Genomic DNA, 25,998 nt, shown 5'->3' with positions numbered 1-25,998 from the left:
GCCCCGGATCTCTCAATCCGGGGCTTTGAACAAGCAGATAGAAGCCTGTTCTGATTTATGCGGCTTTGACTTTGTCGGCGCGCAAGGATTCAAGAATGTTTTGCGGGGAAGACAGACCGTAGGGGTCGCTCTCGCAATTGTCGGAGAAGCCTTCTTCTTCAAACCATTGTTCGACAACACCATCGTTGACAATGGCGCCATACCTCCACGAACGCATTCCAAAGCCAAGATTGTCTTTGGCGACGAGCATGCCCATCTTGCGCGTGAACTCGCCGGATCCATCAGGAATAACTTTGACGCTGTTCACGCCCTGCGCCTTGGCCCAGGCATTCATAACGAACGCGTCGTTCACCGATACACAGTAGATTTCGTCGACACCTTCGGCTTGGAAGTCGGCATAGAGTTTCTCAAAATCGGGGAGCTGAAACGTGGAGCAGGTTGGCGTGAATGCACCTGGAAGGGAAAACAGGACGACCCTTTTGCCCTTGAAATAGTCCTCGCTGGTTTTGTCTTCCCAACGAAAGGGGTTAGGTCCATCGATTGAATCGTCGCGAACACGGGTGCGAAATGTAACGAAAGGAATTTTTTTGCCGAGCATTGAAGGGACTCCTGAATGAATTCAAAAACCGGAAGATGCCGGATTTCCGCTGGGAGGAAGCCACTTTGCTTTAGGAGGAGAAAGGAGCGCAGTGGCCGCGCGGTGATGACGGCACCTTGCCAATTTGGTTATCGTAATTGCTGCGGCGCAGCAAGGAGTCAAAGTGAGTTCATGATAGTCAAAGTTGTGGAAATAGAGCGTCAAATTTCTTTTTAAGATTCTGAAATCTATCCAAAAAAATTCCTGCGCCTGAATGCGTGTCACAATCTTCAGACCATTCAAGCAGCTAAGATTGGTTGTTGAGTTTTTGCGACGCAAACTTTCTCCTTTCGGTGACCAAATAGAAATTCAGTCAGGCGACAGTCGAATGCGACGTTGGTTTCAGACTGGATTGCCGGGACCTGATCTCATGAAGCCCGGGTGTGTGAACAAAAGAGATATAACGGTGTGTAGGATTTTCACGCCGCAGGAGCCTATTTTCGCCTGGGGGTTATCGTGGCTGCGAAAGTAAATGCTTCTATACATGACCAAATCAGGCGACTAATCTGCACCCGATTTGAGCGCCGGATCAAAAGAGTCAATCGAGTGCATTGTTGGACGGAAGTTATTGGAACGGACTTTTGATGCGAGGGATTTTCAATACCGTCCGATGGATTTGCATGGTGCTCACCGCAACTGTTTTTCTGGGACAGCTGCTGATTGTCTTGATGCGTTACCTCTTGGGTTTCGGTTTTTTGGAAATACAGGATGCGGTCAATTATGCCTTTGCGTCTCTGGTTGCCTTGTCGGTTATCGTTGCATTTGACGGGGGAAATCACGTGCGTGTTGATGTCTTTCGCCAAAAATGGGACGACGCCGTCAATCGACGCATAGACTGGCTCGGAGATCTTCTTCTTGCGCTTCCGGTTTTCGGCATCATGCTTTGGGCGGCATTCCCGCTGGTGAAGAGCTCCTGGGTCATTCTGGAGGGCTCGCCGGAAACAGGAGGGCTCCCAGGATTGTTTCTGGTCAAGACCTGCTTGCTGATTTTGCCGGCGCTTGTGATCCTCCATTGCCTTCAGAGACTGATCGGCGCTGTCCGGCAGGCCTTCAAATGAGCATGGATGTTGTCTGGTTGCTCATAATGGCCATGGCCGTTTTCGGCTGCATTTTGTCCGGTGTCCCGGTTCTGCTGGCCATTGCCGGAGCACCCACCCTTGTCGCATTGCTTGCTGCCGCTTTCGGCCAATTCGATCTCGTTTTTTTTCAAGCTGCGCCGCAGCGTGTCTTCGGGGTCATGTCCAATCCGTTGCTGCTTGCTGTGCCACTCTTCGTGTTCATGGGCCTCTTGTTGGAGAAATCGCGGCAGGCCGAGAAAATGCTCAAGAGCCTGACGAATGCGTTGGGTGGCAATCAAGGGTCGCTTGCTCTCGCCGTCATTTTGGTGAGTGCGTTGATTGCAGCGTCTACGGGCATCATCGGCGCGACTATTGTTATGCTGGGCACAATCACACTCCCGGCGCTTCTGTCGTCGGGCATCAACAAGCACATGAGTGCCGGGTTGATCTGTGCAAGCGGCACATTGGGCCAGATCATCCCGCCTTCAATTGTCCTCATTCTTTTGGGTGACCAGATTTCCAATGCCTATTTCGAGGCGCAGCAGGAGGCCGGAAATTTTGCTCCGGACCCCGTTACAGTTGGGGATCTGTTCGCTGGCGCGCTGCTGCCCGGGCTTTTACTTGTCTTGCTTTACGCCGCTTATGTCCTTTTTCGCTTACGCGGCACTCCTGCGGCAGACCGGTCGAATGCGGACGAAAACAAAGTCTCGGTCCTTGAATTGATTGGAAGCATTGCTCCGACACTCGGATTGATCGTCGCAGTTCTTGGTAGCATTCTTGTTGGCGTTGCAACGCCCACCGAAGCCGCATCTGTTGGGGTGGCTGGCGCCGTATTGATCGCCGCCTCAGGCCGGGGAGGTCCCGCCGCACGTCTTGCAATTGCGTGTGCAATATTGGCCCTTCTGCTTTTGGTTTTGCGCAGAGCAGGCGTCTTTGGCCTTGAATTTGCCGGCGGCAAGATCGTGTGGTCGGGCACAACGATTGTTTCCGTTGCCTTGATGTTGTTGGCTTTCTGTCTGTTGTTGGCTGCTGCAAATTCGCTTCTGAAGAAAGATGTTTTGATACCTGCACTGCGTGAAACTGTGTCGATTACGGGCATGATCTTCGGCATCGTGATCGCTGCCAGCATTCTGTCGCTGGTCTTTCGCGGTTTTGACGGAGATGAGCACGTCGCCGAAGTTTTGCAGGCATTGCCCGGCGGCGCTTATGGCATGCTTGTTTTGACGCTTCTGGTCATATTCCTCCTGGGATTCATCCTGGAATTTGTCGAAATCATCTTCATTGTCGTGCCAATTGTCGGGCCGATCATCCTGCAATCGGACATAAGCCCGGTCTGGTTTGCTGTGCTGATTGCGCTCAACCTGCAAACATCCTTCTTGACGCCGCCCTTCGGTTTTGCGCTCTTTTACTTTAGATCTGTGGCCCCGGCGGAAATCCGAACGTCTGACATTTACGTTGCGGTTATTCCGTTTGTCGCAATTCAATTGCTGGCGCTTGCCGTAGTCGTTGCGTTTCCGGTGCTTGCCACCTGGCTGCCCGCTGTTTTGTTTTGAGGAGAAGTTGAAATGAAAAGACGCGATTTCCTGAAGGTCGGTGCCGTTGCTGCGCCCGCAACCATGCTGTCTGCCCCGGCGATTGCACAGGGCAAGGTCGAGTGGAAATTACCGACCTCCTTTCCTGCAAAGGCACCCGGTGTTGGCACCAATGTGACATCTTTTGCTGAACGCGTTGCGGCAATGTCAGATGGTCAGTTAACCCTGAAGGTCTTTTCCGGTGGTGAGCTGGTGCCACCGTTTGGTGTTGAAGATGCGGTGGAGCAGGGAACCGCTGAAATCGGCCATTCAACGCCTTATTATGCGGCATCGAAAAACTCGGCCTTGCACTTCTTCTCAGCGGTACCTTTCGGCATGACTGCAGTGGAAACCACTGCTTGGCTGCGATACGGCGGTGGTCAGGATCTTTGGGATAGCATTTATGCGGAACGTGGTCTGAAACCCTTCTATTCCGGCAGTTCCGGAGTACAGGCCGCAGGCTGGTTCAAGAACCCGGTGGAAAGCCTCGACGATCTCTCAGGCCTCAACATGCGTATCGCTGGTCTCGGCGGTGAAGCTATGCGCAAGCTTGGTGTCAATGCGGTGCTCTTGCCGCCTCCGGAAATTTTTCCGTCTTTCCAGTCGGGCGCCATTGATGCGGCAGAATGGGTCGGGCCCATGCTCGATCAGGCCTTTGGTCTGCAGAAGGTTGCCAAATACTGTTATGTCCCGGCCTTCCACGAGCCGTCTGCTGCCTTGGAAATCGTTGTCAACCAAGATGCCTATGATGGTCTGCCGGCGCATCTGCAGGCAGTGATTGCCAACGCTGCGGAGGCCGTTTCGGTCGAAACCACGGCGCAGTTTGATTATTTCAACGCCGTCGCCATGAAAAAACTCAAGGACGATGGCGTGACTTTTGCCGCATTCCCTGAGGATGTGATGGCAGCGCTCAAACCGGCTGTCTCAGAGGTCATGGCCGAAAATGCTGCTGCCAACCCGAAATTTGCCGAAGTACAAGAAAGCTATGACGCGTTCCTTGCTCTGGCAAAGGACTACGCGATTGAGGTCAAGGCCGCGACGTTTACTCAACGAGTCTGATAACGCATCCCGGAAGGAAACGATCCCGCGATACGGACGCGCGGGGTCGTTCGCGTTTGACCCAATAGCCAGTGCGCATATTGGGCGTTACAGCTCGACAGAAGGGTCAATCAGGCCTTCGCGCAGGGCATAGGCAATCAGCTGCGCAACGGAATGAACATCAAGTTTCTTCATGAGATTGGTGCGGTGGCGGTCGACTGTTTTGGCACTGATGCCAAGTGTATCGGCAATTTCCTTGTTGGATCGGCCTGAGACAATCAAATTGAGAGTTTGCCGTTCGCGATCAGACAGTATCGGCACATCCGGAGCATCCTCAAGCAAAGTTTCAAAACGCGTTGCAATGTGGCGATGCCCGCGCAAGATGTTCGGCAGCTTACGGATTAGCTCATCATGGTCTTCGCTTTTAGAAAAAAGCCCATCAACGCCGCTGGCCACCAACTCACCAATCTTGCCGATGGCTGAAACGCCGGTCAGCACAACGACTTTTGTCTCCGGCGACCAGCGCCTTGCCTCCACAAGTACTTCCAACCCGCCAGCATGCGGCATCTGGACATCCAGAATTAGCAATGTAGGACGGTGCTGCCGAAGCGCTGCAATCGCCTGCAATCCGTCGCTGGCTTCAGCAACGACTTCTATACCGTCTGGCTCGACGGTGCCTGGAGTTTCAAGGGCACTGCGCAATCCGGCTCGGACAATTGCATGGTCATCAGCAATTACGGCATGAAAGCGGGACTGCGACAATGTATGCTCGACCAAAAAGGTGAAGGGGACGGTGTGAGAGCAGTCATAGCATATTTCCTTGTCTGCTTGAGTGTTGTTTTCGCAACCGTTGCAGCGTCAGCCGCACCGCAAACACTGGAACTCAAACACAACCGGCCTGTCGAAAATGTCGGTGAATTCATGGGCTTTGCGGAAGACAGGAAGCAGGCGCTTGCCGAGCTTGCAGCCCAATTCAAAGATGGCGGTTTGTCGGTCAGCTTCGAAGGCGTTGCAGCGAAGGTCGTTCCTTATCAGGGGATCTGGGGACTACTTGCTCTGAAGGGCCCTGAACGGATCCCTGATCAGGCCCACTCTAGCTGGGTCCTGGCTTCCGATATCTACGGCTTGATTGCGCTCGACGTTCACCTCATCAGGCCGGATGGAACTGTCGAACAGCTCCTCGAACACGACATTCGCCGCGCGTTCAATCCAGACGACTACAGCATGTCTCGCCTTCGCAGCCTTTCGATTGTTCTTGGCCCGGGTGAAGAAGCAGTGCTCGCCACACGAATGGTTCACGGCGCTATTGAGGAAGTCGATTTCGTCCTGGAGCCGCCAGCCTTTCATCAGGAAAATGCATTCGCGAGTGGACTGAAGCTTGCTGGCTTTTATGCCTTTCTCGGCTCTTGCCTGATATTCTTTTTCGTCTTCAGCATCGCAATGAAGAGCGTTGTGGAATTTTCCTATGCGTTGCTCCTGATGCTGGGTCTCGGGTTTGTCGCTTATCTGGACAATTTTCCCTACCGTTGGCTCCATCCTGATCTACCTGACATTCATCTGTCAGTGGGGCTTGTCCTGCTGCTCCTGGTGATCGCTCAGGGCTACTATTGTGCAGGGTTGTCGCTGCAGCGGTATTCCAGCCGGCAACGCTTCCACATGCAATTGTCCTGGGCGGGTGCTGGAGCACTTGGTGCGATCATCCTTGTATTCATCCTTCCAGCCGAATTCATGGCGCAATTTTCATATGTTCTCCTTGCAGGCATGCTGCTTGCGCAGGTCTATGCCGTTTTTCACTGGGACGCTTTCAATGGCGCACGCAAGCGGGTGGTTCGCTGGGTCACTTCAGTCACAATTGCGGGTTTCACCCTGGTGATTGTTCTGGCGATTTTTCGTATGGGCATCGCGGAGATCTCCATTCCTTGGTTCATAAAGGGTGTCTACGCCACATTGGCATTTGGCGTTATGGCAGGTCTTTCCACCGGGCTCGTCGAATTGCGGCGCGAACATGCAAGAGCGCTGGACAGGGAAATTGAAGCCGTCCGCAAGGAAGCGGATGCCGCGCGGGAACTGCTGAAAGCCGAACAGAACTATTCGCGTATTCGCGAATTGGCCGAGAAGCGCCAGCTCCAGTTGGCGACCATGTCACACGATATCAAGCAACCCTTGAGCGCGCTTCGCATGACGGTTGAGGCAATGACGCGCGATGAAACAAGTGCCACACGCGAGCGTCTGCACGAAGCTTTCGACTATATTCAGAATCTTGCCTTGGAGCATCTTGAGGATGCTCGCCCGAAGGTCATGGAAGAGAGCACAGAAAGAGACCACGAGCGAGAGCAGCCAGATCCGGAACCATACGGGATTTCGCTGGTCCTCGAGACCGTTGGTCAAATGTTTCGGGACGAAGCCGCTTCAAAGGGCCTCGACCTCGTTATTGTTGAATCCAGTGCCATGATTTCAGTTCAGCCTTTGGCCTTGATGCGCATTGCTTCGAACCTGGTGTCGAACGCTATCAAATATACCGAAAGAGGCAGGGTGCTCGCCGGTATCAGACGCCGGGCTGATCACGTGCTTTTGCAGGTTGTCGACACAGGACCCGGCATGAGTGAAGTAGAACTGGCACAGTTCAGACGAGCCTGGCAATCGGGAGAAGAGAGCGAAGGTCATGGCCTTGGTCTTGCCATTTGCATGGACTTGGCCGCGCAAAACGGTCTTGTGCTTGATGTGTCTTCCGAACCCGGGCGAGGGACAGTGTTTTCGCTGCGAATTCCGTCAGTAGACGTGAGCTGACAATGAAACTGGATCGCAACCGCAAAAGGGTTGCCTGCTTCTGAGACGCTCATGGTCGCGGCGTGACTGAGCCCGATCGCTGCAAAATCCATATGCGAAGGCTGCGATTGGGGGATCTACCCCATACCGGGTAATTCCGGCCGATCTTAGCTTTCTGACAACGGAAACGCTGTCAGGAGCTGAAACAATGGCCCAATTGCAACCCACCCCGGAAGTGACGTTTGCCATGCTTGGCGAGGCGACGGCCCTAATGGCTGAAAGCGCCTTGCACAAGGACCGTACCATTGCCGAAGTCGGAGGCCTCATCTTGCCGCCGCTTATGCTTGGTCAGGTTCGCATCTGGCGGCGTGGCGGACTGCCCGTTGCACTGGCAACCTGGGCCTGGCTCGACGAGAAAACGGAACGGGCTGTTCTTCACGAAAATCACGTCCCAGACCCTGAGGAATGGAACAACGGTTCCAACCCGGTGGTGATCGATTTCATCGCGCCCTTTGGCGACGGTTTTGCGACCGCGCGAGATCTGAAACGGACCGTATTTCCCGAACGTGCGCTTCGTTCGGTCCGGCGTGATGCAAAAGGCCGCGTTCTGCGCATCGTCCAGCATCCCGGACTGGATCAAAACGGCCGTTCTGTAAAAGCCCGCGCCTTTGCGGCGTGATCCATTCATTTCTCTATTTTAAGGAACTTTCAAAATGGGCTCTTCTTCAAAAAGCATTCATCAGACATACAAATTGTACGGTCTTTACGGCAACAAGGACGGCGGCTCCGGCAATGACAAGCTTTATGGATACTCAGCTATCCGCAACAAGCTTTATGGCGGTTCCGGCAATGATTACATCGAAGGCTGGGCGCCACTGAATTATCTCTATGGCGGTTCCGGAACCGACAAGATCAAGGCCTACGGCGCAACAAATTACCTTTATGGCGGAAGCGGCACCGACAAGCTTTATGGCTATGGCGGCTACAATGGCATGTATGGCGGAACCGGTACGGATTATCTCTACGGTTATGGCGCCAAGAACGTCATGCGCGGCGAATCCGGCACGGACTATATGTACGGCCGCGGCATCTGGAACGATATGGACGGCGGCAGCTACAACGACCGTCTTTATGGATATGGCGCAACCAACATCATGAAAGGCGGCTCCGGCCACGACGGCCTTTACGGTTATGGCGCTTCCAACAAGATGTACGGTGGAACCGGCAATGACACCATGAAGGGTTACGGAGCCTCCAATGTGATGAAAGGGGAGGACGGCAACGACCATATGGAAGGTCGTGGCGCTTCCAATGTCATGTATGGCGGTGCTCATGATGACAAGATGTACGGTTACGGTGCTTCGAACGTCATGCACGGCGACAGCGGCGACGACCACATGGAAGGCCATGGTCTTTCAAATGTGATGCACGGCGGAACCGGCAACGATGACATGTTTGGCTATGGCGCTTCCAATGTCATGAACGGCAATGACGGTGAAGACCATATGGAAGGCCGCGGTGCATCGAATGAAATGCGCGGAGGCAATCACGACGATGACATGTACGGCTACGGCGCTTCAAACGTCATGCACGGCGACAGCGGCGATGACCACATTGAAGGCCACGGTCTTTCGAATGTGATGCACGGTGGAACCGGCAATGACGACATGTTTGGCTATGGCGCCTCCAATGTCATGAACGGAAATGACGGCGAAGATCATATGGAAGGCCGTGGCGCATCGAACATCATGCGCGGTGGCAATCACGACGATGAGATGTTTGGTTACGGCACCTCCAATGTGATGCACGGCGACGCTGGCAATGATCACATGGAAGGTCGTGGCGCTTCCAATATCATGCATGGCGGCGACGGCGCCGACGTGATGGAGGGCAAAGGCCTTTCCAATGTCATGCGCGGCGGTGACGGCAACGATGAAGTCTATGGTCGCGGTGCATCCAATGTGATGCATGGGGAAGATGGCGAAGACCATATGGAAGGCCGTGGCGCATCGAATGTCATGAGCGGTGGAGCGGATGATGACGCCATCTACGGATATGGCATTTCAAATGTCATTCATGGCGATGCCGGTGACGATCTGATCGAAGCGGTGGCGGGTGCGACCGTTGCCAATGGCGGCACAGGGAACGACACAATCAAGGCTGCAGGTGGCGTCAATGTTCTTCACGGTGATGATGGCAACGACACGATAACCGCGATTGGTGGTGTGAATGTTGTTCACGGCGGTGACGGCGAAGATGATTTGTTCGCGCTGGGCGGCGTCAACACAATGTTCGGCGGTGCGGGCGATGACAAGCTGAAAGCGCTCGGTGCGGCTAACATTCAGTTTGGCGGTGAAGGTGAAGACCTGTTGGCTGCCGCTGGTGCCGGCAATCTGCAATTCGGTGATGGCGGCGATGACAAGATATTCGGTCTTGGAACCAATGTCGGACAGTTCGGCGGCGATGGTGAAGACATTCTTGTCGGCGTGGCAGGCTTGAACCTGCAACATGGCGGTGCCGGCGATGATGCACTGTTCGCGGTTGGTGGTGCCAATATCCAGATTGGCGGTTCCGGCCATGACTTCCTGATGGCAGGTGGCGCGAACAACATCCAGTTTGGAGACCATTTGTGGAGCGCGATCCCGTCAGATCTTGGTTTTGACGATGGCAAGTTCGCTGAAGTTATCGAGAATTTCGATGAGCATTTCGAAACAGAAGGCGGCGGCACCAACGTTCTGATCGGCGGTGGTACCAACAATCTCCAATTCGGCGGATCCGGCAAGGATTTTGCCTTTGGCGCTGGAGCCATGACGACACAGGTTATGGGTCAAGGCAATGATGTCATGATCGGCGGTGGTGTCGGTGTGCTGCAATACGCTGATGCCGGTAATGATATCATCGTTGGCGGCGGTCAAGGCGTGGCACAGTTCGGTGGCGACGGCTCAGATGTCATGGTGTCGGCAGCCACCGTTATTGCTCCACAATTTAAGGGAGCTGTCTCCTTCCAGTATGGCGGGGCAGGGACCGACATAATGCTTGGCGTTTCCCTGGGCGACGAAGCTGCGGCCACACTCGAATTCAGCAACGACAAGGATGCGAACGGCAACCGCAAGGCCAGCGTGACCGGTGCCTTGCCGGACGAATTGGTCGTGACTGCACAGCTTGGTGGCGACGGAGCAGATTTGATGATCGCAGGCGGTCCCGGCACGATTGTCCATGGCGGCGACGACAACGATATCGCCTTTGCGACAGCCGATACCAACTCTCTGGTAATGGGAGGTGCCGGCGACGATTTGATCCTCACGGGCGAGAGCCTCGATGATCTGATTGACTCCCTGGAGCTAAACGAAGAAGTCAATGACGACGCTCCTGTCGAGATTGCAGCCATTAGTGCCGGCAACTTGTATTCCGGTGGTGCTGGTTCGGACGTTATTCTCGATGTGGTCGATTTCACAAAGATCATGATCCACGACATGCTTTCCGATGTACCGCTGGTTCAGGATTTCCGTTCCGCACTCACAAGCACGGTAAGCGCTATCAAGGACATCACAGAACCGGTTTCAGGCGTGCTCGACGTGGCTGCCGCCTTTAGCCCGGAATTTGGTGTTAACGGTTTCGGTTCTTATGAAGTCAAAGCCAATGTCACCTTGGGCGGTGCCGGAGATGACGTTCTTGGCGGCACGGGTTTCCTGTCAGGTGAAGCCGGAGACGATGTCTATGCGATTTGGGCTGATGGCGAAGCAAAGATTGCCGAACGCGCCACCGATGGTGTCCAGTCTTTCCTTGAATCCTTCGGTGTCGACATCCCGCAAATCGATGAAATCAGCCAGGCACCTGATGGCAACGATGTCATCGAATTGCGCAGCTTCACAATCCTGGGATTTGAAGAGGATACGTTCAGCTTCACGAAAACGGCCGACAAACTGGCAATCCATGTTGAGGACAAGACGGTCGCTACAGTCTACGGCATGGATGATGACACGACCGCAGTTGAATGGCTGAAGGTTGTTCAAGGAGCTGACAGTTTCGCCTTTGACCTGAAGGCGATTTATGACCAGCCGGACTTGGACGATGGTGTTGCCGTGAGTGCTGACAGTGTCTCGATCGGCTCTGAGATGTTTGCATCTGCGGACATTATGAACCTCCTTGACGGAGCTGCCGACACTCTCGGTTCCTTCGGGGGCGCTGAAGGTGAGGCTGTAGCCTCTGACCTGACAACTGCACTTGCACACGGCTCGAATGCGGTTCAGGTCTCTGTTCCGGATACGGATTTTATCTGATCCATATTGGCAAAGAACAACACAGACAGGGACGGTCAATCGATCGTCCCTGTCTGTTTGTGCCCGGACAGTTCCACTAGCAACAGTTCAGGTTATGCTTCCTGTTGCCGCTCGCGCAACACGATATAAATGCCGCTGGCAATGATGATGACAGCGCCAACATATGTCGCAACATCAGGTATCTCCTCCCAGAGCAACCATCCGAGCAGCGTTGCCCAAAGAAGGGCTGTGTAATCAAACGGCGCAACGACCGCTGCCGGCGCAAACCGGAAGGCTTGTGTCATCAACGTGATGCCGGCTGTGCCGAACAATGCGATGCCCAGGAACAACCAGATATCCTCAAGACGCGGTGGTACCCACACAAATGGCAGAAGCAATGCACTCAGGAGCGCACCTGCACCAACAAGATAAAGCATAAGCGTCCAGACGCTTTCGCGCGGATCAACCCAGCGAGCGCTCAGCATCAGCAAGGCATAGAAGAACGCGGTAGTAAGAGGCAGCAACGACGCTGCCTGAAACGTTCCGAAACCTGGCCTGATGACCACCAGGACGCCTAAAAATCCTGCAAGAACCGCTGTCCATCGGCGCCACCCGACTTGCTCCTTGAGAAGCAATGCCGAAATTGCTGTCACAAATACTGGCATGGCAAATATGAGCGTCGTGGCTTCGGCAAGGCCAAGGTAGATGAAGCTGGTGAAAAAGAGCCCGGCAGCAAGGAGCCAGAGGACGCCTCGCAACAGATGAGCCATCGGCCGGTGAGACACAAGCGCGGAGCGACCGCCCAGCTGTAGGGCGATGAGTGCCGCAAAGGGAAGTGCAATGATGTTTCGGATGAAAATGATCTGGATTGGGGAATAATCCGCCGTCAAGGCCTTCGCGATTGCGTCGCTGACACAGAGACTTGCAACCCCGACACTCATCATCAAGATGCCGGTGCTGACTTGCGATTGGGAGTGTGTTGTGACCGTTGACATGGGCTGCCCTCAGACTGAGCAAGCACCTAATCACCGGCAATGAACCGCGACAAGGCCACTTTGCGCATGAAGCGTCCGTTCAACAGTGGTCGCGAAGACAGTCAGACCTGTATTGTTCCGGCTAGAAACGCGTAAATAATTGGAAATTCAATGAAAAATCGAACTTCTTTGATCTATGCAACCTGCTTAAATTGTAGGCTTGTTTGAGCGTTTTTCAGGCTGGTGTTTCGGTCGACTGCCGACTTTTGGTACACCAATGAAGGGCAGAAATCCGCCAACCAATCCAGTTCTGTCGACAATCTTCATTGACAACACCAACTACACGCTGTGCGAGATATTTTTTCTGACACAGCATTGCCCAAACCTTCCGCAATCCCGCGGTTGTTTTGCCAGAATTCGCCATGAGCCTGCGGCCCGTTACGTGAAACGGGAAAGGGTAGATCATGGCCGACAATCCGGTGAACAGACTGAGTTCGAGCGAACAGCTGATTTTGGAACTCGTGAACAAGGAACGCCTGGCAGCAGGCCTCGAGCCACTTGCATCCGAAGCACAGCTTAACTCGGCAGCTCAAAAGCACTCCGACTGGATGGCATCCGGTCGCGTTCTTGATCATACGGGCGCAGGCGGATCCCAGCCATGGGACAGGATGAAAGCTGAAGGCTGGACCGAGTATCCAATGGGCGAAAACATCGCCTACAATCCCTTTAATCAATCCAAGCCGATATCCGGCGAGTATGTGCCTCAAAAGATCATTGAGGACATGCATGAAGGCTGGATGAATTCATCTGGCCATAGAGCCAACATTCTGAGCGCGAATTATTCAGTGCTCGGTGTTGGTGATGCCATTGGTGGCCACCCGAACTCGCCAGACCATTCTACCAGCTACGCCACACAAAACTTTGCTGGGACAGAGAAAAACTATGTGACGGGCGTTGTCTTTGATGATGCTGACAGCGACAAGTCCTATGATCTGGGTGAGGGGCTCGGTTCCGTTACGGTCACGATTGTCAACTCCTCTGGTGCAACTGTCGCCTCTCGAGCCACAGATCCCGGCGGTGGATACAGTATTGCATTGGCAGATGGTTCCTACACAGCCAAGTTTACTGGTTCCGGCATCGACGGTACCATTGAAAAGACTGTCTCGATCTCGGGCAAGAACGTCAAGCTGGACGTCAAGGACGGATCGGAAGGCGGCGGGAGCACCACACCGCCTCCGGTCGGAACCAACGGCAACGACACAATCTACTATACCAACGGCGATGACTTTTGGACGAATGGGGTTCCGAAGGACATTGGCGGCGCAGGCATCGACACGTTGATCGTCAACAAGGGCTCGGTTTTCAACACTTCAGGCCTGTCCTGGTATGGTTTTGAAAGGTTCGTAGGCGCGGAGAAGAATGATCGCGTCATCGGCAACGAGAGCGATGTCGATTATCGGCTTGTCGGTGGAGCTGGAAACGACATACTCCGCGGAAATTCCGGCAATGATTACATCAGAGGCGGCACAGGTCGTGATGATGTCGCAGGTGGTGCCGGAAACGACATCATCTTCTATGGCAGCGGCGACAAGTTCTGGGACAACGGCACGCCAAGAGACATCGGCGGCGCAGGCATCGACACGCTTGTCGTTGAGGCCGGATCGAAATTCAACACGGCAGCCCTCTCCAAGTACGGCTTTGAGAGATTTCAGGGCGCAGACAAGGATGACCGCGTTGTTGGTGATGATGCCAAGGTTGCCTATTTCCTGAACGGCGGTGGTGGCAATGATATTCTCAAGGGCAATGCCGGAAACGATACCCTCAAAGGTGGTTCTGGCAACGATACACTGGAGCCAGGAGCGTCCGCAGGAGGCTTGCAGAAGCTTATCGGTGGCTCCGGCAATGACACCTATGTCGTCACATCCAAAGGCGGAAAAATAGAGATCGTCGAACTGGCGGGAAATGGCGCGGACAAGCTGGTCTTCAAAGATCTCAATCGCTCCGACATTGATGCCTCGCGCGACAGCGACAACAACATGGTCCTGTCATGGGATGATAGTCCAGGTGAAATCACGATCAATGACCAGGGCGCGCATCTCGACCAGTTCGTTTTTGCCGACGGAACTATCCTTCAGCCGGACGATTTTGCGATCGTCTGATCTGCTTCAGAACCCGCTCTAAGGGAGCGGGTTCTGCGATATCGAACGCTCAAGGCTGAGAAATCGATTGTCAGGCTTTGCATGAATTCAGCCTCTCACCGAGATCGGCTTGAGCGTTTGGTGAGGTCTTGCGGGGTCGCAATGAATCTGGGCGTGCTGTTGTGAAAACGGTCAGCACAACCTAACTTTCAATGGAAACCTGCAACACAGAGTGTCTTCATTGAAACGATCCCTCGGACCTCAAGAAACTCTATTTTCTGAACTCATACGCCGAAGCAATGGCGGAATACAGCTGGTTGCGATGGCGAAGTTTGACGTCCCGCCAACTGTTTCAAGGCTTCGATCGGCGCTGAGACAGATCCACAACCGTCACCCTATGATGCGCGCTCGAATAGAAGGGCAAACTTCCCGGGACTGGGTTGTGGACGTTCCATTTGAAAAAACTGAGATAGCGGTTCACCAAGCAGGAGAAGCGTTTGACGTCGAAGCGTTCTATACCGAAATTGCCAAACAGGTCCTGGACATTTCAACCGTATCCTGGCGTGCCTATCTGGTGACCGGCCAAAACGATGAGGTTACCTGGATTGCATTGGTAACCAATCACGGTGGGATCGACGGACGCTCGGCGCTGGTCATTCTCAATGATCTTGACCACCTGCTGCAGGAACCGGAAACCTGGCAGACGTCAACGTTGCCGATGACTGCGCCAGTGGAAGAAGGGCTCGCCGCAAGAGGTTTTTCCGGGGATCGATCAATACTCTCGTCCTGGCCGAAAGAAACCAATTGGCCCGTCAACCAACCGGCCGACAGCAGCCAACGCGTACCATATGGCTTTTTACGTATCCTGAGGCCTGAGACCTTGAGTGCGCTTCATGCCTGTCTGAAACAAAACGGATTGCATCTTGCTTCGGCTTTTGGCGCCGCGGCAGTCAAGGCGGCGTCAGTTTTGCCAGGGGGGACGGGTTGGACCGGCATCGTTGCCCCGACAGATGTTCGCGACGATTGCCTCCCCGCCATTTCGCATGATGCAGTCGGGGAATATGTAGCCGGTATCACTCTGCTCCTGGGACCGGAATATCGTAAAGCAGATACACTTGAGATTGCTCGCGCTCTGCAGACCCAGTTCACGGAGCATCGTCCACCGTCCCTGTTGATGGATGCAGACGTGCCTCTTGCTGTCACTCTGGCAACGGTCGACCAGATGTCGGCGGCAAACACTGCCTTTGTTGGCGGGATTTGCGTTACCGATGTAGGCGACCTTGAACAGCTTTCCGGTCGTGCTGTGGGCTATTCTGAGCTTCTATTAATGCCTTCGCAGAACCATGGCATCCATCCGGTGCTGGTTGCCATTGTCTCGACAGCGGCCGGGGTATGTTTGTCCTTCGGCTACTCGGAACCTTTACAGACGGGTGAAACCGCGCATGCCTTCGCTGACAGCTACGTCAACGTTCTGGAAGCGCTCGCTGCCGGAGACGCTTGATGGGCTATCTCTCGATGTCTTTGAGGACGTTGCTGCCGCAATTGGTGAGGTAAAGGAAATAGACCTAGCCGTTGAGGCAAGCACAATCGGAGGACAAGCATGCTGCCAAGAGGACTGACGCTCCTTGCCGCGTTTCTCTTTTCAACTGGGCCAAGCGCTGCGTTCCATGACTATCTTGATCGTAACTCCAACACCGTCACGACGACACATCAGGCAGCTTACCGGATCGGTATCGGCGAAAGCTTTGTGCCGCTTGGGGAATTGCATCATCGTCAGGAGAGCAATGGGCGGATGTTTAAGGTTTCCTTCGCAGCCTTTTCAAAAGGCTCGGACATTGTCCTGATCCATGCCGAAACGCTCGAGGAACCAACCGGCATTCTGGATTATGGTCATCTCGATCAGGTGATGATTGACGATGTCTCTGTTGCATTCAGAGAGCAGTGCGTTCCAGAAGAGGCGGAAGCGGCATTGGCCAACAATCCGGAAGCGAATTTTGTCAAAGACAATGGTTTTGAGCTCCGGCTACCTTTCTTGCTGACACAACACTTGCTGACGTCTGGTGATGGAAACGCAGAAGTCGTCATCTCATACGGCAGACGCGTCGCAAACTGCGACGAGATTTCCGATGTCATCAGGAAAGACATCAGGGCGCGTTTGGAAAACACAATCACGCTGGAGCGGATAACGAACTAGTTGGAGTTTCGACCTTTAGCCCCGGGGAACGTCTGACATTTCCTCTGACTGAGAAGGATGTGAGTTCCATTCCGGCAAGCGAGAGCATGCGTGCTTTGTCCCAGACAAGTCGTCGACTTTTAAGTGGTTAGGCGCAGTCCACTAATGCACCGGGCAACGTCTCAATGGGCCGTTCTTGACCGGAAAATCCCACCGGAGTGTGAGTTCATCCTGTTCCAGTTTCACGCCCAGAAAATACTGACGAACGCTGTCTTCTCCGCAACGCGCATAGGCTGCTGAAAAGAGCCCGTTTTCACGCCTTTCAACCGGGCCCCAGCTGAGCATGCACCACAATTGGCCCTGCCTGAGCCACTCTGGTCCGATCTCAAAGGGTTCTGAGAGCACGGTTCCGCCGGACTTCAGTGGTACTCGCGCGCATTGTTTTGCAGTTCCCCAGGTCCCGAAAAAGCTTCGGTGTTCCCCAGCACCAGCGGGCAACACCAGCATTGTCAGTAAAGCGATCAGAAAGGCCGTGCGCATGGAAAATGGATAGCGACAAGAAACATTGGCAACCAATCACTTCGGTTTGATCGGACCTTTGAAACTGTAACGAAGTCAAACACAAGGCCTGACAAACGTTGGAAGCTCACAGCTCCCTAATGAGTTTGTGATTGGCAGGTCACTGCAACAGCGCTCTACCGTGTCTCATGCGTTGAAAGACCCATCGCATGCGGAAGCACTGATGGCGTGGGCAACCTTGGAAAGGCGACAGAATGGCAGTGGCAATCAGCTTACGGTCCCGTTTGAAACTTGCAGCTTTCATAACTGCGCTGGTTTGTCTTTTCTGTATCGACGACTTGCGCGCTCAAGACGCCGGCAAGCTGCCAGACTATGTGATTGAGACCTATGGCGAACGCCCGTCGGTGCCGGATGGCCCGCTTCCCGAAGACCTTCAAAAAGCAATCCGTTCAGCGTTCATCGACAGTGTCACGCAATCAGCTTGGGGCAGGGACCAGGTGGTCGCCTTGTCGGAAATTGCCGCGTCGAAGGACCCGCGCATTGCCTGGATCATTAGTGATCTGATGCGTTTCATCACGTCGCCTCAGCTGAATGTGGCTCTCTCAACAGCGGCTTCCGATCTTTTGGGCAAGGACCTGCGAAAGCAAAACGCCTGGGGCGTCCTGACGGATCATCTCATTGCATGGGACATCCCAGCGCCACCCGGCTATCTGCAGGTCAAACGCGAAATTTTCACGAGCATCATCCCGGGCTGGGACAAGATATTCATTGAAGGCGATATAGACTGGCGAATGGTGTCCTGGGGAGGTGTTCTGATTGACAATCGTCCGCACGACAAAACCGATGAGTTGTGCAATTGCATACCGGCGGCCGACAATCCGGAAGTGATCAGCGCTCAAGAAGCAAGCTGGCTGAAAGACGACGATATCGTTTTCGGAATTACAGTGAATGGCGAATCTCGTGCTTACCCGCGCCAGATCATGGAAGTGCGCGAAATGGTCAACGACACGCTTGGTGGTCGTGATCTGGGCATTCCCTATTGCACCTTGTGCGGGGCGGCCCAGGCATACTTCACGGATCGCATGCCGGAAGGCATTGACCGTCCGATCCTGCGCACTTCAGGTCTTCTGATCCGGTCCAACAAAGTGATGTACGACCTCAATACTTATTCCGTCTTTGACACATTTCTTGGCCACGCGGTGACAGGCCCGCTTTCTGAGAAGAACCTGAAACTGGAGCAGGCAACAGTGGTGACGACCGACTGGGGCCGGTGGAAAAAGGAGCATCCCGACACCACGGTGCTGAAAGAGCGTTACGCCCTCGGCCGTGATCCGGATTTCCGCAATACCCGCGACGCAAATGGGCCGATTTTCCCCATCGGCGACATCGATCCGCGCTTGCCCGTTCACGAGGACATCATCGGCGCGTTGACTGCTTCAGGCAAACCGGTTGCCTTTCAGCGCAGCAAGGCAATGGCCGCGCTTCAAAGCGGAGAAGAAATCGCCTTTGAAAACGTGCGTCTCAAACTGGACGCCGGAGGCATCCGCGCACAAGACGCCGATGGCTCCGATCTCGGCAGTCACCAGGCCTTCTGGTTCGCCTGGTCGCAATTTCACCCCGGTACAGCGCTTTGGCCGGAGTAACGGATCAAGTAAAAGGGAGCCGGAGCTGATATCTCCTGCCCTGGTTTGTGGCTTGAAATCCGAACGACCTAGCCGCCCTGTCTCGGAATGCTAACCGGGACGTGGTCAAGTATTGCAGCGCTGACAGACCTCAGATCGCATCTTTCCGCATTGGATGAGTCTTGATATATGCAACTCATTCGAAGCGAGAGCACATGCTTGGGATTGATCCAGCGGATGGTATTCGTTTGCTGGCAACGGTCATGAAGGACGCGGATGACTGTGCTCTGAAGAAGCGCTGGTTTTCGTTGTAGGTTTTGAAAAATGAATAAAATCAAAGGCTATGATGCGGACGCTGCAAAGACTGATCAGCACCGTTTCTCCGTCGCACCGATGATGGAGTGGACGGACCGGCACTGCCGCGCGTTTCACCGGCAGCTGACGGCGCATGGCTTGCTCTATACTGAAATGGTGACGACTGGTGCCGTGATCCATGGGGACCGGCAGCATCTGATTGGCTTTTCCGAGATTGAACACCCGATTGCCTGCCAACTGGGCGGATCAGATCCGGATGAAATGGCAAAGGCTGCGAAAATTGTGGCCGACTTCGGGTATGACGAGGTCAATATCAATGTCGGTTGTCCATCCGACCGGGTACAGTCCGGCCGCTTCGGCGCTTGCTTGATGCAGGAGCCGGACCTGGTCGCCAAGTGCGTGTCGGCAATGAAAGACGCGGTCGATATACCGGTGACGGTCAAGTGTCGGCTGGGCGTCGATGATCAGGACACTGAGAAAGCCCTGGATGACATGGCTGACAAAGTCTTTGCAGCCGGAGCGGATGCACTCTGGGTGCATGCCCGAAAGGCATGGCTTCAAGGTCTCAGCCCCAAGGAAAACCGGGACATCCCACCGCTCGACTATGACCGTGTCGTCCGTTTGAAGAAGCGATTGCCTGAGCGGTTCATTGGCCTGAACGGCGGTCTTGAAACGCTCGATCAGGCCGAGCCCTTTCTGGAAAACCTTGATGGCTTGATGTTCGGGCGCGCGGCCTATCACACGCCTCAACTCCTCGGCGAGGTCGACCGCAGGCTCTATGGCAGCCAGGAGGGTGATGTTTCACCCTGGGATGCTGTGCGGGCGCATATGACCTATCTTGAAGTCCAGCTTGGCAAGGGTGTCAAACTCGCTCACATGACCCGTCACATGTTGGGGCTTTTTCACGGACGACCAGGCGCACGGTCCTGGCGGCGCATTTTGACTGTCGGGGCGATCAAACCGGGGGCAGGGCTCGAAGTTGTCGAGAAGGCTCTGGCTGCCGTCAGTCCGACGGACTATGACGCCGAGGCTGCCGAATAGCGCTGCTTCAAGGGGTCATGATCAGGCGGTCGCCTTCGATCCGCCAGCTTCTCAGCCGGTCCAGTGCCGTCATTCCAAAAAGGCTTGCTTCGAGATTGCCTTGTCTTCCGACGAACGCACGAATATTGCGCAAGGTATGATCGCCGATGGTTAGGCTTTCGATCCGCACGGGCGCGACCAGAGTTCTTCCATTGGCCGTTGAAACCGGGACTGTGAAAGAAAGATCCCGATCCTCAAAGCCGGCGCGGAGGGCGTCCTGATAGCTCAGAACAACTGCGCTGGCGCCGGTATCAAGCAGGAAACTGGTCCGTGTACCGTTGACACGGCCATCAAGGACAAAATGGCCCCCGGCATCGCGCACAATCAGGAGCGACCCATCAGGTTGGCTGACAGCAAGACCCGGCGACAAGGCACCCAGAACCCGGTAGCCTGCCTGCACAAGATCGGTACGAAACGTGTAGCCGATCACAAGAAGAGCGCAAAGTCCGCCCCAGAACAGCGTTCCCTGGATGATTTCCCGCACTTTCGGTTGGCCGAAAATGAAGCTGGCGATGAAAACAAACGCCAGTGCCGACAAGGCCACGACGCGCGGGCCCCTGTCATCGAAGTTGGCGTTGGCCGGGTCTGTCGGATCACCGAATACGGCGTAGAAAACGGCGATGCCCATGACCACGATCAGGACGGCAACGATGAGGCCGCGCAGTTGCTTGGGGCCACCCATCAGCGAGCTCCGGAAATGCCGCCACCACGCGTTTCGTGTGCGACCCTGCGGCTATCCAGCCCGGACATGATCTGGGAGCGGGTTTCTTCGCTATAGCTCGACCAGCCGGCAATTTCGTCGAGCGAACGCCAGCAGCCCGTGCAAAGGCCGCTGTTTCGGTCGATCTGGCAGATTTTTATACATGGCGAATTCATGTGGCGCATATGGCGCTGGAATATGGCTTTGCCAAGACGTCAGGCCTCAATCAATTGCAATGAACCATCAAGTTCCACCGCCGGCATAATTGAACGGGGCGGCAATGATGCGCACGGGCAGCGCAATTGTATTGCCCACCAAATTGCCCAGATCATCGCCAACCGTCCCCGCGTTTCCGCGGTTTACCGACCTGGTCAAGCTCGATTGTCCGAGGGTTTTGCGCAATTGCGGTTGAAACTGGGCCAACTGAGCGAATTTCGAGTGATGCGACCCGTCCTGGGCATCCAATTCCGTTAGATCCACGACGACGGCTCCAAGTTCGGTTAGCTCTTTGTCATCGGAATAAGCGCCAACTCGCTCTTTGCCACCGGCAATGGCCCGTGAAAGGCGCAAGGCCCGGTCGTCACGAGAAACAATGACGATATATGGTTTCGGCGGGCGGCCGAGTTTTTTCAGTTGTGCCTTGAAGAGGTCGATGTCGATATCGGGTGCTGCAAGTATGACCTCGTCAATCTTGCGCGTCATTTTGCGCCGGTCGCTAACAGACGCCTGCACCGCTGTTTCCATCAACAGCCAGTTACCCATGGAGTGCGCGAGAATGGTGATCTTCTCTGCGCGTGTGTTTGACAACTGAATAAGTGTTTGTTCCAGCGCTTGCCGCGCAATCGCAGCGCTGTTCAGGTCATAGACATAGTCCTGAACCTTACCTCGCGAAGCCCATGTGAACAGAACCGGTACGCCTGCAAACTCAGAATCATGAATGATCTGCGTGAACCGGTAGAGGGCTTCGGGAAAGCGGGTATTGTAGCCGTGAATGAAGACAAAAATTTCTCGTTCGTCACGTGGTTTTGAGGCAAGTCTGCGGTTGATCTCGTTCGTGAAGGAGGCCTTGTCAGCGATATAGCCTGCCTTGCGGGTTACAAAGTTCTTTTCTGGATCTCCGGGAAAACTGTTTGGCCATTCAATCTGTCCCGGCTCATGATCCGGAGGAACGGAAATGGAGGCTTCGGCATAGCCGATTGCCTGTCCGCGTTCACCGCCGAAATAGGTGTCCGGGGTCGCATCCTTGTCGCGGGTCGTGACGATCATGATGTCGGTGACCTCTGCACCCGGCGCGGGCGCGTCGTTCAGCGCCAAAGCGCCAAGGTCAGGCCGTCCGCCGCAGGCACCGAGACCGAGACACAAAAAAACAATCGCGAAAGCCTTGAGGCATGCTGCCTGGTGCTTGAAGAACGGATCTCGCGGAAAAGTGGCGGTCATCTGTTTGGCAGCCTTTACTCAGTAACTCAGGGCACCATAAGCATCCCAAGCAAAAAACCAAGTGCACAAATTTGCTGAATTGCGCCCAGAATATCGCCTGAAACACCACCAATCTTCTGGTCTGCGAGTTGTCCAATGCCAAATGCCAGGGCCGCCGGTAGCAGACAGGCCAGCAGGAAGCCCGGTAACGAGAGCAGGAAGGCTGCGGGCAGCAGGAATGGAACGGTGAACAAGAACGCCTGCCGGACACAGGTTTTGTCGGGTTTTCCGAACCGGGCTGCCAGACCGTCTGGACGGGCGAGGGGGTGTTGTTGCCACTGCCAGACAATGAAAGCGCGACTGGCCGCTTCTCCGCCAAGCAGAAGCAAGGCAGCATCCGCAGGGTCGAAGCGCTGCCAAAGTTCGGCAAGCAGCGCGATCTTCAAGACGACGGAGAGCACCAGAGCCAACGCCCCGAAAGCACCGATGCGACTGTCTTTCATGATTTCCAGCCGCTTTTGAGGGGTTGAACCGCCAAAAAAGCCGTCCGCAACATCGCTGAGACCATCTTCGTGAAGGGCGCCTGTCGTCACAGCCAGCATGACGACAATCAGAGCCGCAATGGCAAGAACCGGAAGCGCCGTATAGCCCAGAAGCATGCCAAGTCCAGCGGCAGGCAAGGCAACGGCCACGCCGGCAATGGGCGCAGCCCGACTGATCCTTGCAAAGTCTGGCGCGGCTGCCGGATCGTCTTGAGCGTTGACCTTTGGAAGGGGCAAACGAGAAAAGAATCGAATGCAGGCTGCAGTGTCAGCCATCAGTGCCGGGAAACCCTTGGTGAGCCGATTGAAGTGATCCCGGGTTTTGTCGGTTCCGGTTTTTGCACCTGAATCAGCAGGTTGGTCGGTTTCAGGGCTCATCAGGCCGGTCCTGTGCTTGAGTTTTGCGTGTGCGCCGTTATAGATCAGCGCCTTAGCGAGACCAAGTGGCTGGCATGATCCGGCCTGAGAACCGGAACCTGAAATCCATGTCCCTTTCCGAGACCGCGCTTCCCTTTGATGACATCCGCAATCTGGTGAAATCCATGCCTGGACCGGATGATGAAGCGGTTCGCAAGGTCAAGGAGCGGGACGCACAACTGACCAAGCCTGCCGGCTCGCTCGGTCAACTTGAAGAGATTGCAGAGTGGCTGGCAGCTTGGTCCGGCAATGCGCCGCCCAAGGTGACGCGTCCTCTTGTGGCGATTTTCGCCACGGCTCATGGTGTTGCCGATGAAGGGGTGTCCGCATTTCCAAGCGCGGTCAACCGGCAAATGGTAGAGAACTTTGCCGCCGGTGGTGCCGCGATCAATCAGATCTGCCGCGCATATGATGTCGGATTGAAAGTGTTTGACCTTGCCGTCGACATGCCAACGCCAAGCATCACACAGGAAGATGCACTCGATGAAGCCAACTGCGCTGCGACCATGGCCTACGGCATGGAAGCGCTTGCCGGCGGTATTGACCTGATTTGTCTTGGTGAAATGGGGATCGGCAACACGACGGTTGCAGCTGCGGTCATCAATGGTCTCTTCGGCGGAAAGGCAGAGGATTGGATCGGGCGCGGCACCGGTGTTGATGATGAAGGCCTGAAGCGCAAACGTGACGCTGTTGAGAAAGCTGTTGCCCGCCTTGGCGGCGAGAAAGACCCGCTGGAAGTCTTGCGCAAAGTCGGTGGTCGGGAGATCGCGGCAATGGCCGGATTGATCATCGCTGCTCGCTTGCAAAGAGTGCCCGTCATCGTCGATGGATTTGTCACGACTGCGGCAGCAGCCGTTGTTTATGCAATGGACCCCGACGGCCTTGATCATTGCCTGTTCGCTCATCTTTCCGCAGAGCAGGCGCATGCCAAGACCCTTGAACACATGGGCAAGGAAGCCCTGTTTGATTTTGGAATGCGGCTTGGTGAAGGCTCGGGCGCAGCGCTTGCTGCCGGTATTGCAAAGGCTGCCGCAGAAATGCATTCCGGCATGGCAACTTTCGCGGATGCTGGCGTTTCGGAAAAATCGGACGACGAAGAAAGCTGACGCGGTTCTGGTCAGTCTCAGGCCGACTTGGCGTCATTGTCCTTTTCGTTCCTCGGTGCCCACTGAACTTCCGGCGAATAGTTCATGATGCGGGTGCGCGGCAGTGTGACGGTAACCTCGGTGCCGTTTCCAGGGTTCGATTTCAGAGAAAACTTGCCGTCATGCATGCCGATAAGCGCTTGTACGATCGACAATCCAAGTCCGGTCCCCGGTTCAGCACTCTTGATGGCATGAGACCCCTGGCCAAATGCCTCCAGAACGGTCGGGATTTCATCTTCAGGAATTCCAGGTCCACTGTCCTTGATGGAAACGTATTGACCGCCCTCTGATGTCGGACCGACCATGATCCTGACTTCTCCGCCAACCGGAGTGAATTTAAGGGCATTGGAGAGTAGGTTGAGTACCACCTGGCGCAGCGCACGTTCGTCTGCCCATACGGTTGGCAGGTTTGGTTCGTGCGTATGATAAATCGAGATCGATTTCGCCTTGGCGCGCACTTTCATCATTGTGCCGCACTCTTCAACGACGTCGTCGAGCAACAAAGGTGCCTCGTGCAATTCATGCCGTCCGGCTTCGATGCGTGACAGATCCAGAATTTCATTGATCAGGTTGAGCAGGTGCTGACCGGACCCGTGAATATCCTCTGAATAGGACCGATAGGTCTTGTTGTGCATCTCGCCCAGAACTTCATCCTTCATGATTTCCGAAAATCCTAGGATCGCATTGAGCGGTGTGCGCAGCTCATGGCTCATCGTTGCCAGGAAGCGTGACTTGGCCATGTTGGCTGCCTCTGCGCGGCGCCGCGCTTCGTCTGACATCGCATTGGCTGTTTCAAGTTCCGCAATCAGGTGATCCTTGTCGGCGCGATACTCCAGCATCGTATTGGCGTTTTTCAAGAGCTGGTTGCCAAGGATGAGAAAGAACCCCTGAGCTCCGATGGCCATTGCAGCCAGTGTATAGTGGATTGGATCGACTTTTTGCAGAAAGCTGATCGTGACCACCAGCGTGATCGGCATGGTGCTCACCAAAAGACATTTCGGCAGCGTTGCGGCCTGCATGGTGTTCATGGCCACGACGATCAAGAGAGCTGCGAACTGAAAGATGACGAAGCCTTCGCCGGCATCGTTCTTGAGCGGAAGAATAAAGAAAAGAGCCCAGCTACAGCCATAAATGAGTTCGCCGATAGTGAAACGGCGACGCCAGATAGAGCGCACCTTCTGGTCCGACGGCGCTCTTTCGTAGGAATGGCTGGTAACGACCATCAAAAGATGGGTGCAAAGGACAACGGCAAACCATGCGCCAATCGAGACCGGTTCAACCCATAGAACCGAGATCGCGGCAACGATGAGCGCCAGTAGCGGAACCGCATAGGCGGCATTGATGCGCGTATCGGCAAAGAGATGCTGCCGTTCAAGGTCGAAAGTTGTGTGCAGACCGGTTGGGGTGCCCAGTTTGCTGCGGACATTGTTCATTGTGCGCGCCAGCTCGCGGCGACGTTTCGCTCGCTGCTGGTTGATGGCGACTTTTTCGTCGCCGGTTTCTGGCGCAAGGATGCCCATTTGCCGCCCGCACGGTTTTGATTTGGTTATTTGGATACTGCGTGTTTATTGAAGGTGACTCACCATTCCTTAAGATCGTCCTCAGGAGCGTGGTAAGAGAAGTGTTAA

Annotated in this window: 21 protein-coding genes; 12 read left to right on the top strand and 9 right to left on the bottom strand. The window is 54.8% G+C overall.

Features of this window, described 5'->3' with window-relative positions; translation table 11 throughout:
* Nucleotides 1–55 precede the first annotated feature (55 nt).
* The gene (locus tag K1718_RS17335; protein ID WP_265681409.1) at nt 56–598 is read right to left on the bottom strand and encodes a peroxiredoxin; all 543 of its coding nucleotides are present in this window, start codon (nt 596–598) and stop codon (nt 56–58) included.
* 623 nt (nt 599–1,221) lie between these two features.
* Between K1718_RS17335 and K1718_RS17330 the strand changes: the two genes are divergently transcribed.
* Genes K1718_RS17330 through K1718_RS17320 form a run of 3 tightly spaced genes read left to right on the top strand, consistent with a single transcriptional unit; the run spans nt 1,222 to nt 4,325 of the window.
* The gene (locus tag K1718_RS17330) at nt 1,222–1,695 is read left to right on the top strand and encodes a TRAP transporter small permease subunit (RefSeq protein WP_209006607.1); all 474 of its coding nucleotides are present in this window, start codon (nt 1,222–1,224) and stop codon (nt 1,693–1,695) included.
* Nucleotides 1,692–3,248 (top strand): TRAP transporter large permease, encoded by a 1,557-nt coding sequence (locus tag K1718_RS17325; RefSeq protein ID WP_265681410.1) that lies wholly within the window; start codon nt 1,692–1,694, stop codon nt 3,246–3,248. Before K1718_RS17330 ends, K1718_RS17325 begins: the two co-directional genes overlap by 4 nt.
* Nucleotides 3,249–3,260: 12 nt before the next feature.
* Complete coding sequence (locus K1718_RS17320) at nt 3,261–4,325, top strand: TRAP transporter substrate-binding protein (protein ID WP_265681411.1); 1,065 nt, start codon at nt 3,261–3,263, stop codon at nt 4,323–4,325.
* 87 nt (nt 4,326–4,412) lie between these two features.
* On the opposite strand, the gene K1718_RS17315 is transcribed toward K1718_RS17320, so the two are convergent.
* Complete coding sequence (locus K1718_RS17315) at nt 4,413–5,066, bottom strand: LuxR C-terminal-related transcriptional regulator (RefSeq protein WP_152502145.1); 654 nt, start codon at nt 5,064–5,066, stop codon at nt 4,413–4,415.
* Between the two features lie 3 nt (nt 5,067–5,069).
* Here K1718_RS17315 and K1718_RS17310 point away from each other — a divergent pair, with 3 nt between their 5' ends.
* The 3 genes from K1718_RS17310 (at nt 5,070) to K1718_RS17300 (ending at nt 11,350) form a co-directional block, all read left to right on the top strand.
* On the top strand, nt 5,070–7,091 hold the full coding sequence (locus K1718_RS17310) for a sensor histidine kinase (protein ID WP_265681412.1): 2,022 nt from the start codon (nt 5,070–5,072) through the stop codon (nt 7,089–7,091).
* A gap of 187 nt (nt 7,092–7,278) precedes the next feature.
* Nucleotides 7,279–7,749, top strand: coding sequence for a toxin-activating lysine-acyltransferase (locus tag K1718_RS17305; RefSeq protein ID WP_265681413.1), 471 nt, complete (start codon nt 7,279–7,281; stop codon nt 7,747–7,749).
* A 34-nt stretch (nt 7,750–7,783) separates the two neighbouring features.
* Nucleotides 7,784–11,350 carry a calcium-binding protein gene (locus tag K1718_RS17300; RefSeq protein ID WP_265681414.1) on the top strand — a complete coding sequence of 1,189 codons (3,567 nt, stop codon included), beginning with the start codon at nt 7,784–7,786 and terminating at the stop codon, nt 11,348–11,350.
* A 92-nt stretch (nt 11,351–11,442) separates the two neighbouring features.
* Here K1718_RS17300 and K1718_RS17295 read toward each other — a convergent pair whose 3' ends face one another.
* Nucleotides 11,443–12,324 (bottom strand): DMT family transporter, encoded by an 882-nt coding sequence (locus tag K1718_RS17295; RefSeq protein WP_152502141.1) that lies wholly within the window; start codon nt 12,322–12,324, stop codon nt 11,443–11,445.
* 443 nt (nt 12,325–12,767) lie between these two features.
* Here K1718_RS17295 and K1718_RS17290 point away from each other — a divergent pair, with 443 nt between their 5' ends.
* The 3 genes from K1718_RS17290 to K1718_RS17280 all read left to right on the top strand — a co-directional run bounded on the left by K1718_RS17290 (nt 12,768) and on the right by K1718_RS17280 (nt 16,635).
* The gene (locus tag K1718_RS17290; RefSeq protein WP_265681415.1) at nt 12,768–14,462 is read left to right on the top strand and encodes a CAP domain-containing protein; all 1,695 of its coding nucleotides are present in this window, start codon (nt 12,768–12,770) and stop codon (nt 14,460–14,462) included.
* 421 nt (nt 14,463–14,883) lie between these two features.
* Nucleotides 14,884–15,942, top strand: a complete 1,059-nt coding sequence (locus tag K1718_RS17285) for a hypothetical protein (protein WP_265681416.1) — start codon at nt 14,884–14,886, stop codon at nt 15,940–15,942.
* A gap of 99 nt (nt 15,943–16,041) precedes the next feature.
* The gene (locus tag K1718_RS17280) at nt 16,042–16,635 is read left to right on the top strand and encodes a hypothetical protein (protein WP_265681417.1); all 594 of its coding nucleotides are present in this window, start codon (nt 16,042–16,044) and stop codon (nt 16,633–16,635) included.
* 141 nt (nt 16,636–16,776) lie between these two features.
* On the opposite strand, the gene K1718_RS17275 is transcribed toward K1718_RS17280, so the two are convergent.
* Nucleotides 16,777–17,019, bottom strand: coding sequence for a hypothetical protein (locus tag K1718_RS17275; RefSeq protein WP_265681418.1), 243 nt, complete (start codon nt 17,017–17,019; stop codon nt 16,777–16,779).
* Between the two features lie 368 nt (nt 17,020–17,387).
* Here K1718_RS17275 and K1718_RS17270 point away from each other — a divergent pair, with 368 nt between their 5' ends.
* Together K1718_RS17270 and dusA are read left to right on the top strand one after the other, a co-directional pair.
* Nucleotides 17,388–18,776: a DUF3179 domain-containing (seleno)protein gene (locus K1718_RS17270; protein ID WP_265681419.1), complete on the top strand. Its 1,389-nt coding sequence runs from the start codon at nt 17,388–17,390 to the stop codon at nt 18,774–18,776.
* Nucleotides 18,777–19,079: 303 nt separating this feature from the next.
* The gene (gene dusA, locus K1718_RS17265; protein WP_265681420.1) at nt 19,080–20,111 is read left to right on the top strand and encodes a tRNA dihydrouridine(20/20a) synthase DusA; all 1,032 of its coding nucleotides are present in this window, start codon (nt 19,080–19,082) and stop codon (nt 20,109–20,111) included.
* A gap of 7 nt (nt 20,112–20,118) precedes the next feature.
* Here dusA and K1718_RS17260 read toward each other — a convergent pair whose 3' ends face one another.
* The 4 genes from K1718_RS17260 to K1718_RS17245 form a co-directional block, all read right to left on the bottom strand.
* On the bottom strand, nt 20,119–20,832 hold the full coding sequence (locus K1718_RS17260) for a retropepsin-like aspartic protease family protein (RefSeq protein WP_265681421.1): 714 nt from the start codon (nt 20,830–20,832) through the stop codon (nt 20,119–20,121).
* Nucleotides 20,832–21,026 carry a DUF1289 domain-containing protein gene (locus K1718_RS17255; RefSeq protein ID WP_209006605.1) on the bottom strand — a complete coding sequence of 65 codons (195 nt, stop codon included), beginning with the start codon at nt 21,024–21,026 and terminating at the stop codon, nt 20,832–20,834. The genes K1718_RS17260 and K1718_RS17255 overlap by 1 nt, the downstream gene beginning before the upstream one ends.
* A 67-nt stretch (nt 21,027–21,093) precedes the next feature.
* A complete protein-coding gene (locus tag K1718_RS17250) occupies nt 21,094–22,287 on the bottom strand; it encodes an alpha/beta hydrolase (protein ID WP_152502132.1) in 1,194 nt (397 codons plus the stop codon).
* 26 nt (nt 22,288–22,313) lie between these two features.
* The gene (locus tag K1718_RS17245; RefSeq protein ID WP_265681422.1) at nt 22,314–23,186 is read right to left on the bottom strand and encodes an adenosylcobinamide-GDP ribazoletransferase; all 873 of its coding nucleotides are present in this window, start codon (nt 23,184–23,186) and stop codon (nt 22,314–22,316) included.
* A 107-nt stretch (nt 23,187–23,293) separates the two neighbouring features.
* Between K1718_RS17245 and cobT the strand changes: the two genes are divergently transcribed.
* On the top strand, nt 23,294–24,331 hold the full coding sequence (cobT, locus tag K1718_RS17240; RefSeq protein WP_152504322.1) for a nicotinate-nucleotide--dimethylbenzimidazole phosphoribosyltransferase: 1,038 nt from the start codon (nt 23,294–23,296) through the stop codon (nt 24,329–24,331).
* Nucleotides 24,332–24,348: 17 nt separating this feature from the next.
* Here the strand turns inward: cobT and K1718_RS17235 are convergent, their stop codons facing one another.
* A complete protein-coding gene (locus K1718_RS17235; RefSeq protein WP_265681423.1) occupies nt 24,349–25,890 on the bottom strand; it encodes a sensor histidine kinase in 1,542 nt (513 codons plus the stop codon).
* Nucleotides 25,891–25,998: the final 108 nt, after the last annotated feature.

Source organism: Roseibium porphyridii (assembly GCF_026191725.2).
In the GTDB taxonomy this organism is placed as follows: domain Bacteria; phylum Pseudomonadota; class Alphaproteobacteria; order Rhizobiales; family Stappiaceae; genus Roseibium; species Roseibium porphyridii.
Note: the sequence above shows the minus strand (reverse complement) of the source record. Positions and strands in the feature narration are given on the sequence as shown.

What these genes read in the sequence shown, in the direction of transcription:
- K1718_RS17335 (WP_265681409.1), bottom strand. Translation starts at nt 598, where the DNA reads ATGCTCGGCAAAAAAATTCCTTTCGTTACATTTCGCACCCGTGTTCGC.
- K1718_RS17330 (WP_209006607.1), top strand. Translation starts at nt 1,222, where the DNA reads ATGCGAGGGATTTTCAATACCGTCCGATGGATTTGCATGGTGCTCACC.
- K1718_RS17325 (WP_265681410.1), top strand. Translation starts at nt 1,692, where the DNA reads ATGAGCATGGATGTTGTCTGGTTGCTCATAATGGCCATGGCCGTTTTC.
- K1718_RS17320 (WP_265681411.1), top strand. Translation starts at nt 3,261, where the DNA reads ATGAAAAGACGCGATTTCCTGAAGGTCGGTGCCGTTGCTGCGCCCGCA.
- K1718_RS17310 (WP_265681412.1), top strand. Translation starts at nt 5,070, where the DNA reads ATGCTCGACCAAAAAGGTGAAGGGGACGGTGTGAGAGCAGTCATAGCA.
- K1718_RS17305 (WP_265681413.1), top strand. Translation starts at nt 7,279, where the DNA reads ATGGCCCAATTGCAACCCACCCCGGAAGTGACGTTTGCCATGCTTGGC.
- K1718_RS17300 (WP_265681414.1), top strand. Translation starts at nt 7,784, where the DNA reads ATGGGCTCTTCTTCAAAAAGCATTCATCAGACATACAAATTGTACGGT.
- K1718_RS17295 (WP_152502141.1), bottom strand. Translation starts at nt 12,324, where the DNA reads ATGTCAACGGTCACAACACACTCCCAATCGCAAGTCAGCACCGGCATC.
- K1718_RS17290 (WP_265681415.1), top strand. Translation starts at nt 12,768, where the DNA reads ATGGCCGACAATCCGGTGAACAGACTGAGTTCGAGCGAACAGCTGATT.
- K1718_RS17280 (WP_265681417.1), top strand. Translation starts at nt 16,042, where the DNA reads ATGCTGCCAAGAGGACTGACGCTCCTTGCCGCGTTTCTCTTTTCAACT.
- K1718_RS17270 (WP_265681419.1), top strand. Translation starts at nt 17,388, where the DNA reads ATGGCAGTGGCAATCAGCTTACGGTCCCGTTTGAAACTTGCAGCTTTC.
- dusA (WP_265681420.1), top strand. Translation starts at nt 19,080, where the DNA reads ATGAATAAAATCAAAGGCTATGATGCGGACGCTGCAAAGACTGATCAG.
- K1718_RS17260 (WP_265681421.1), bottom strand. Translation starts at nt 20,832, where the DNA reads ATGGGTGGCCCCAAGCAACTGCGCGGCCTCATCGTTGCCGTCCTGATC.
- K1718_RS17255 (WP_209006605.1), bottom strand. Translation starts at nt 21,026, where the DNA reads ATGAATTCGCCATGTATAAAAATCTGCCAGATCGACCGAAACAGCGGC.
- K1718_RS17250 (WP_152502132.1), bottom strand. Translation starts at nt 22,287, where the DNA reads ATGACCGCCACTTTTCCGCGAGATCCGTTCTTCAAGCACCAGGCAGCA.
- K1718_RS17245 (WP_265681422.1), bottom strand. Translation starts at nt 23,186, where the DNA reads ATGAGCCCTGAAACCGACCAACCTGCTGATTCAGGTGCAAAAACCGGA.
- cobT (WP_152504322.1), top strand. Translation starts at nt 23,294, where the DNA reads ATGTCCCTTTCCGAGACCGCGCTTCCCTTTGATGACATCCGCAATCTG.
- K1718_RS17235 (WP_265681423.1), bottom strand. Translation starts at nt 25,890, where the DNA reads ATGGGCATCCTTGCGCCAGAAACCGGCGACGAAAAAGTCGCCATCAAC.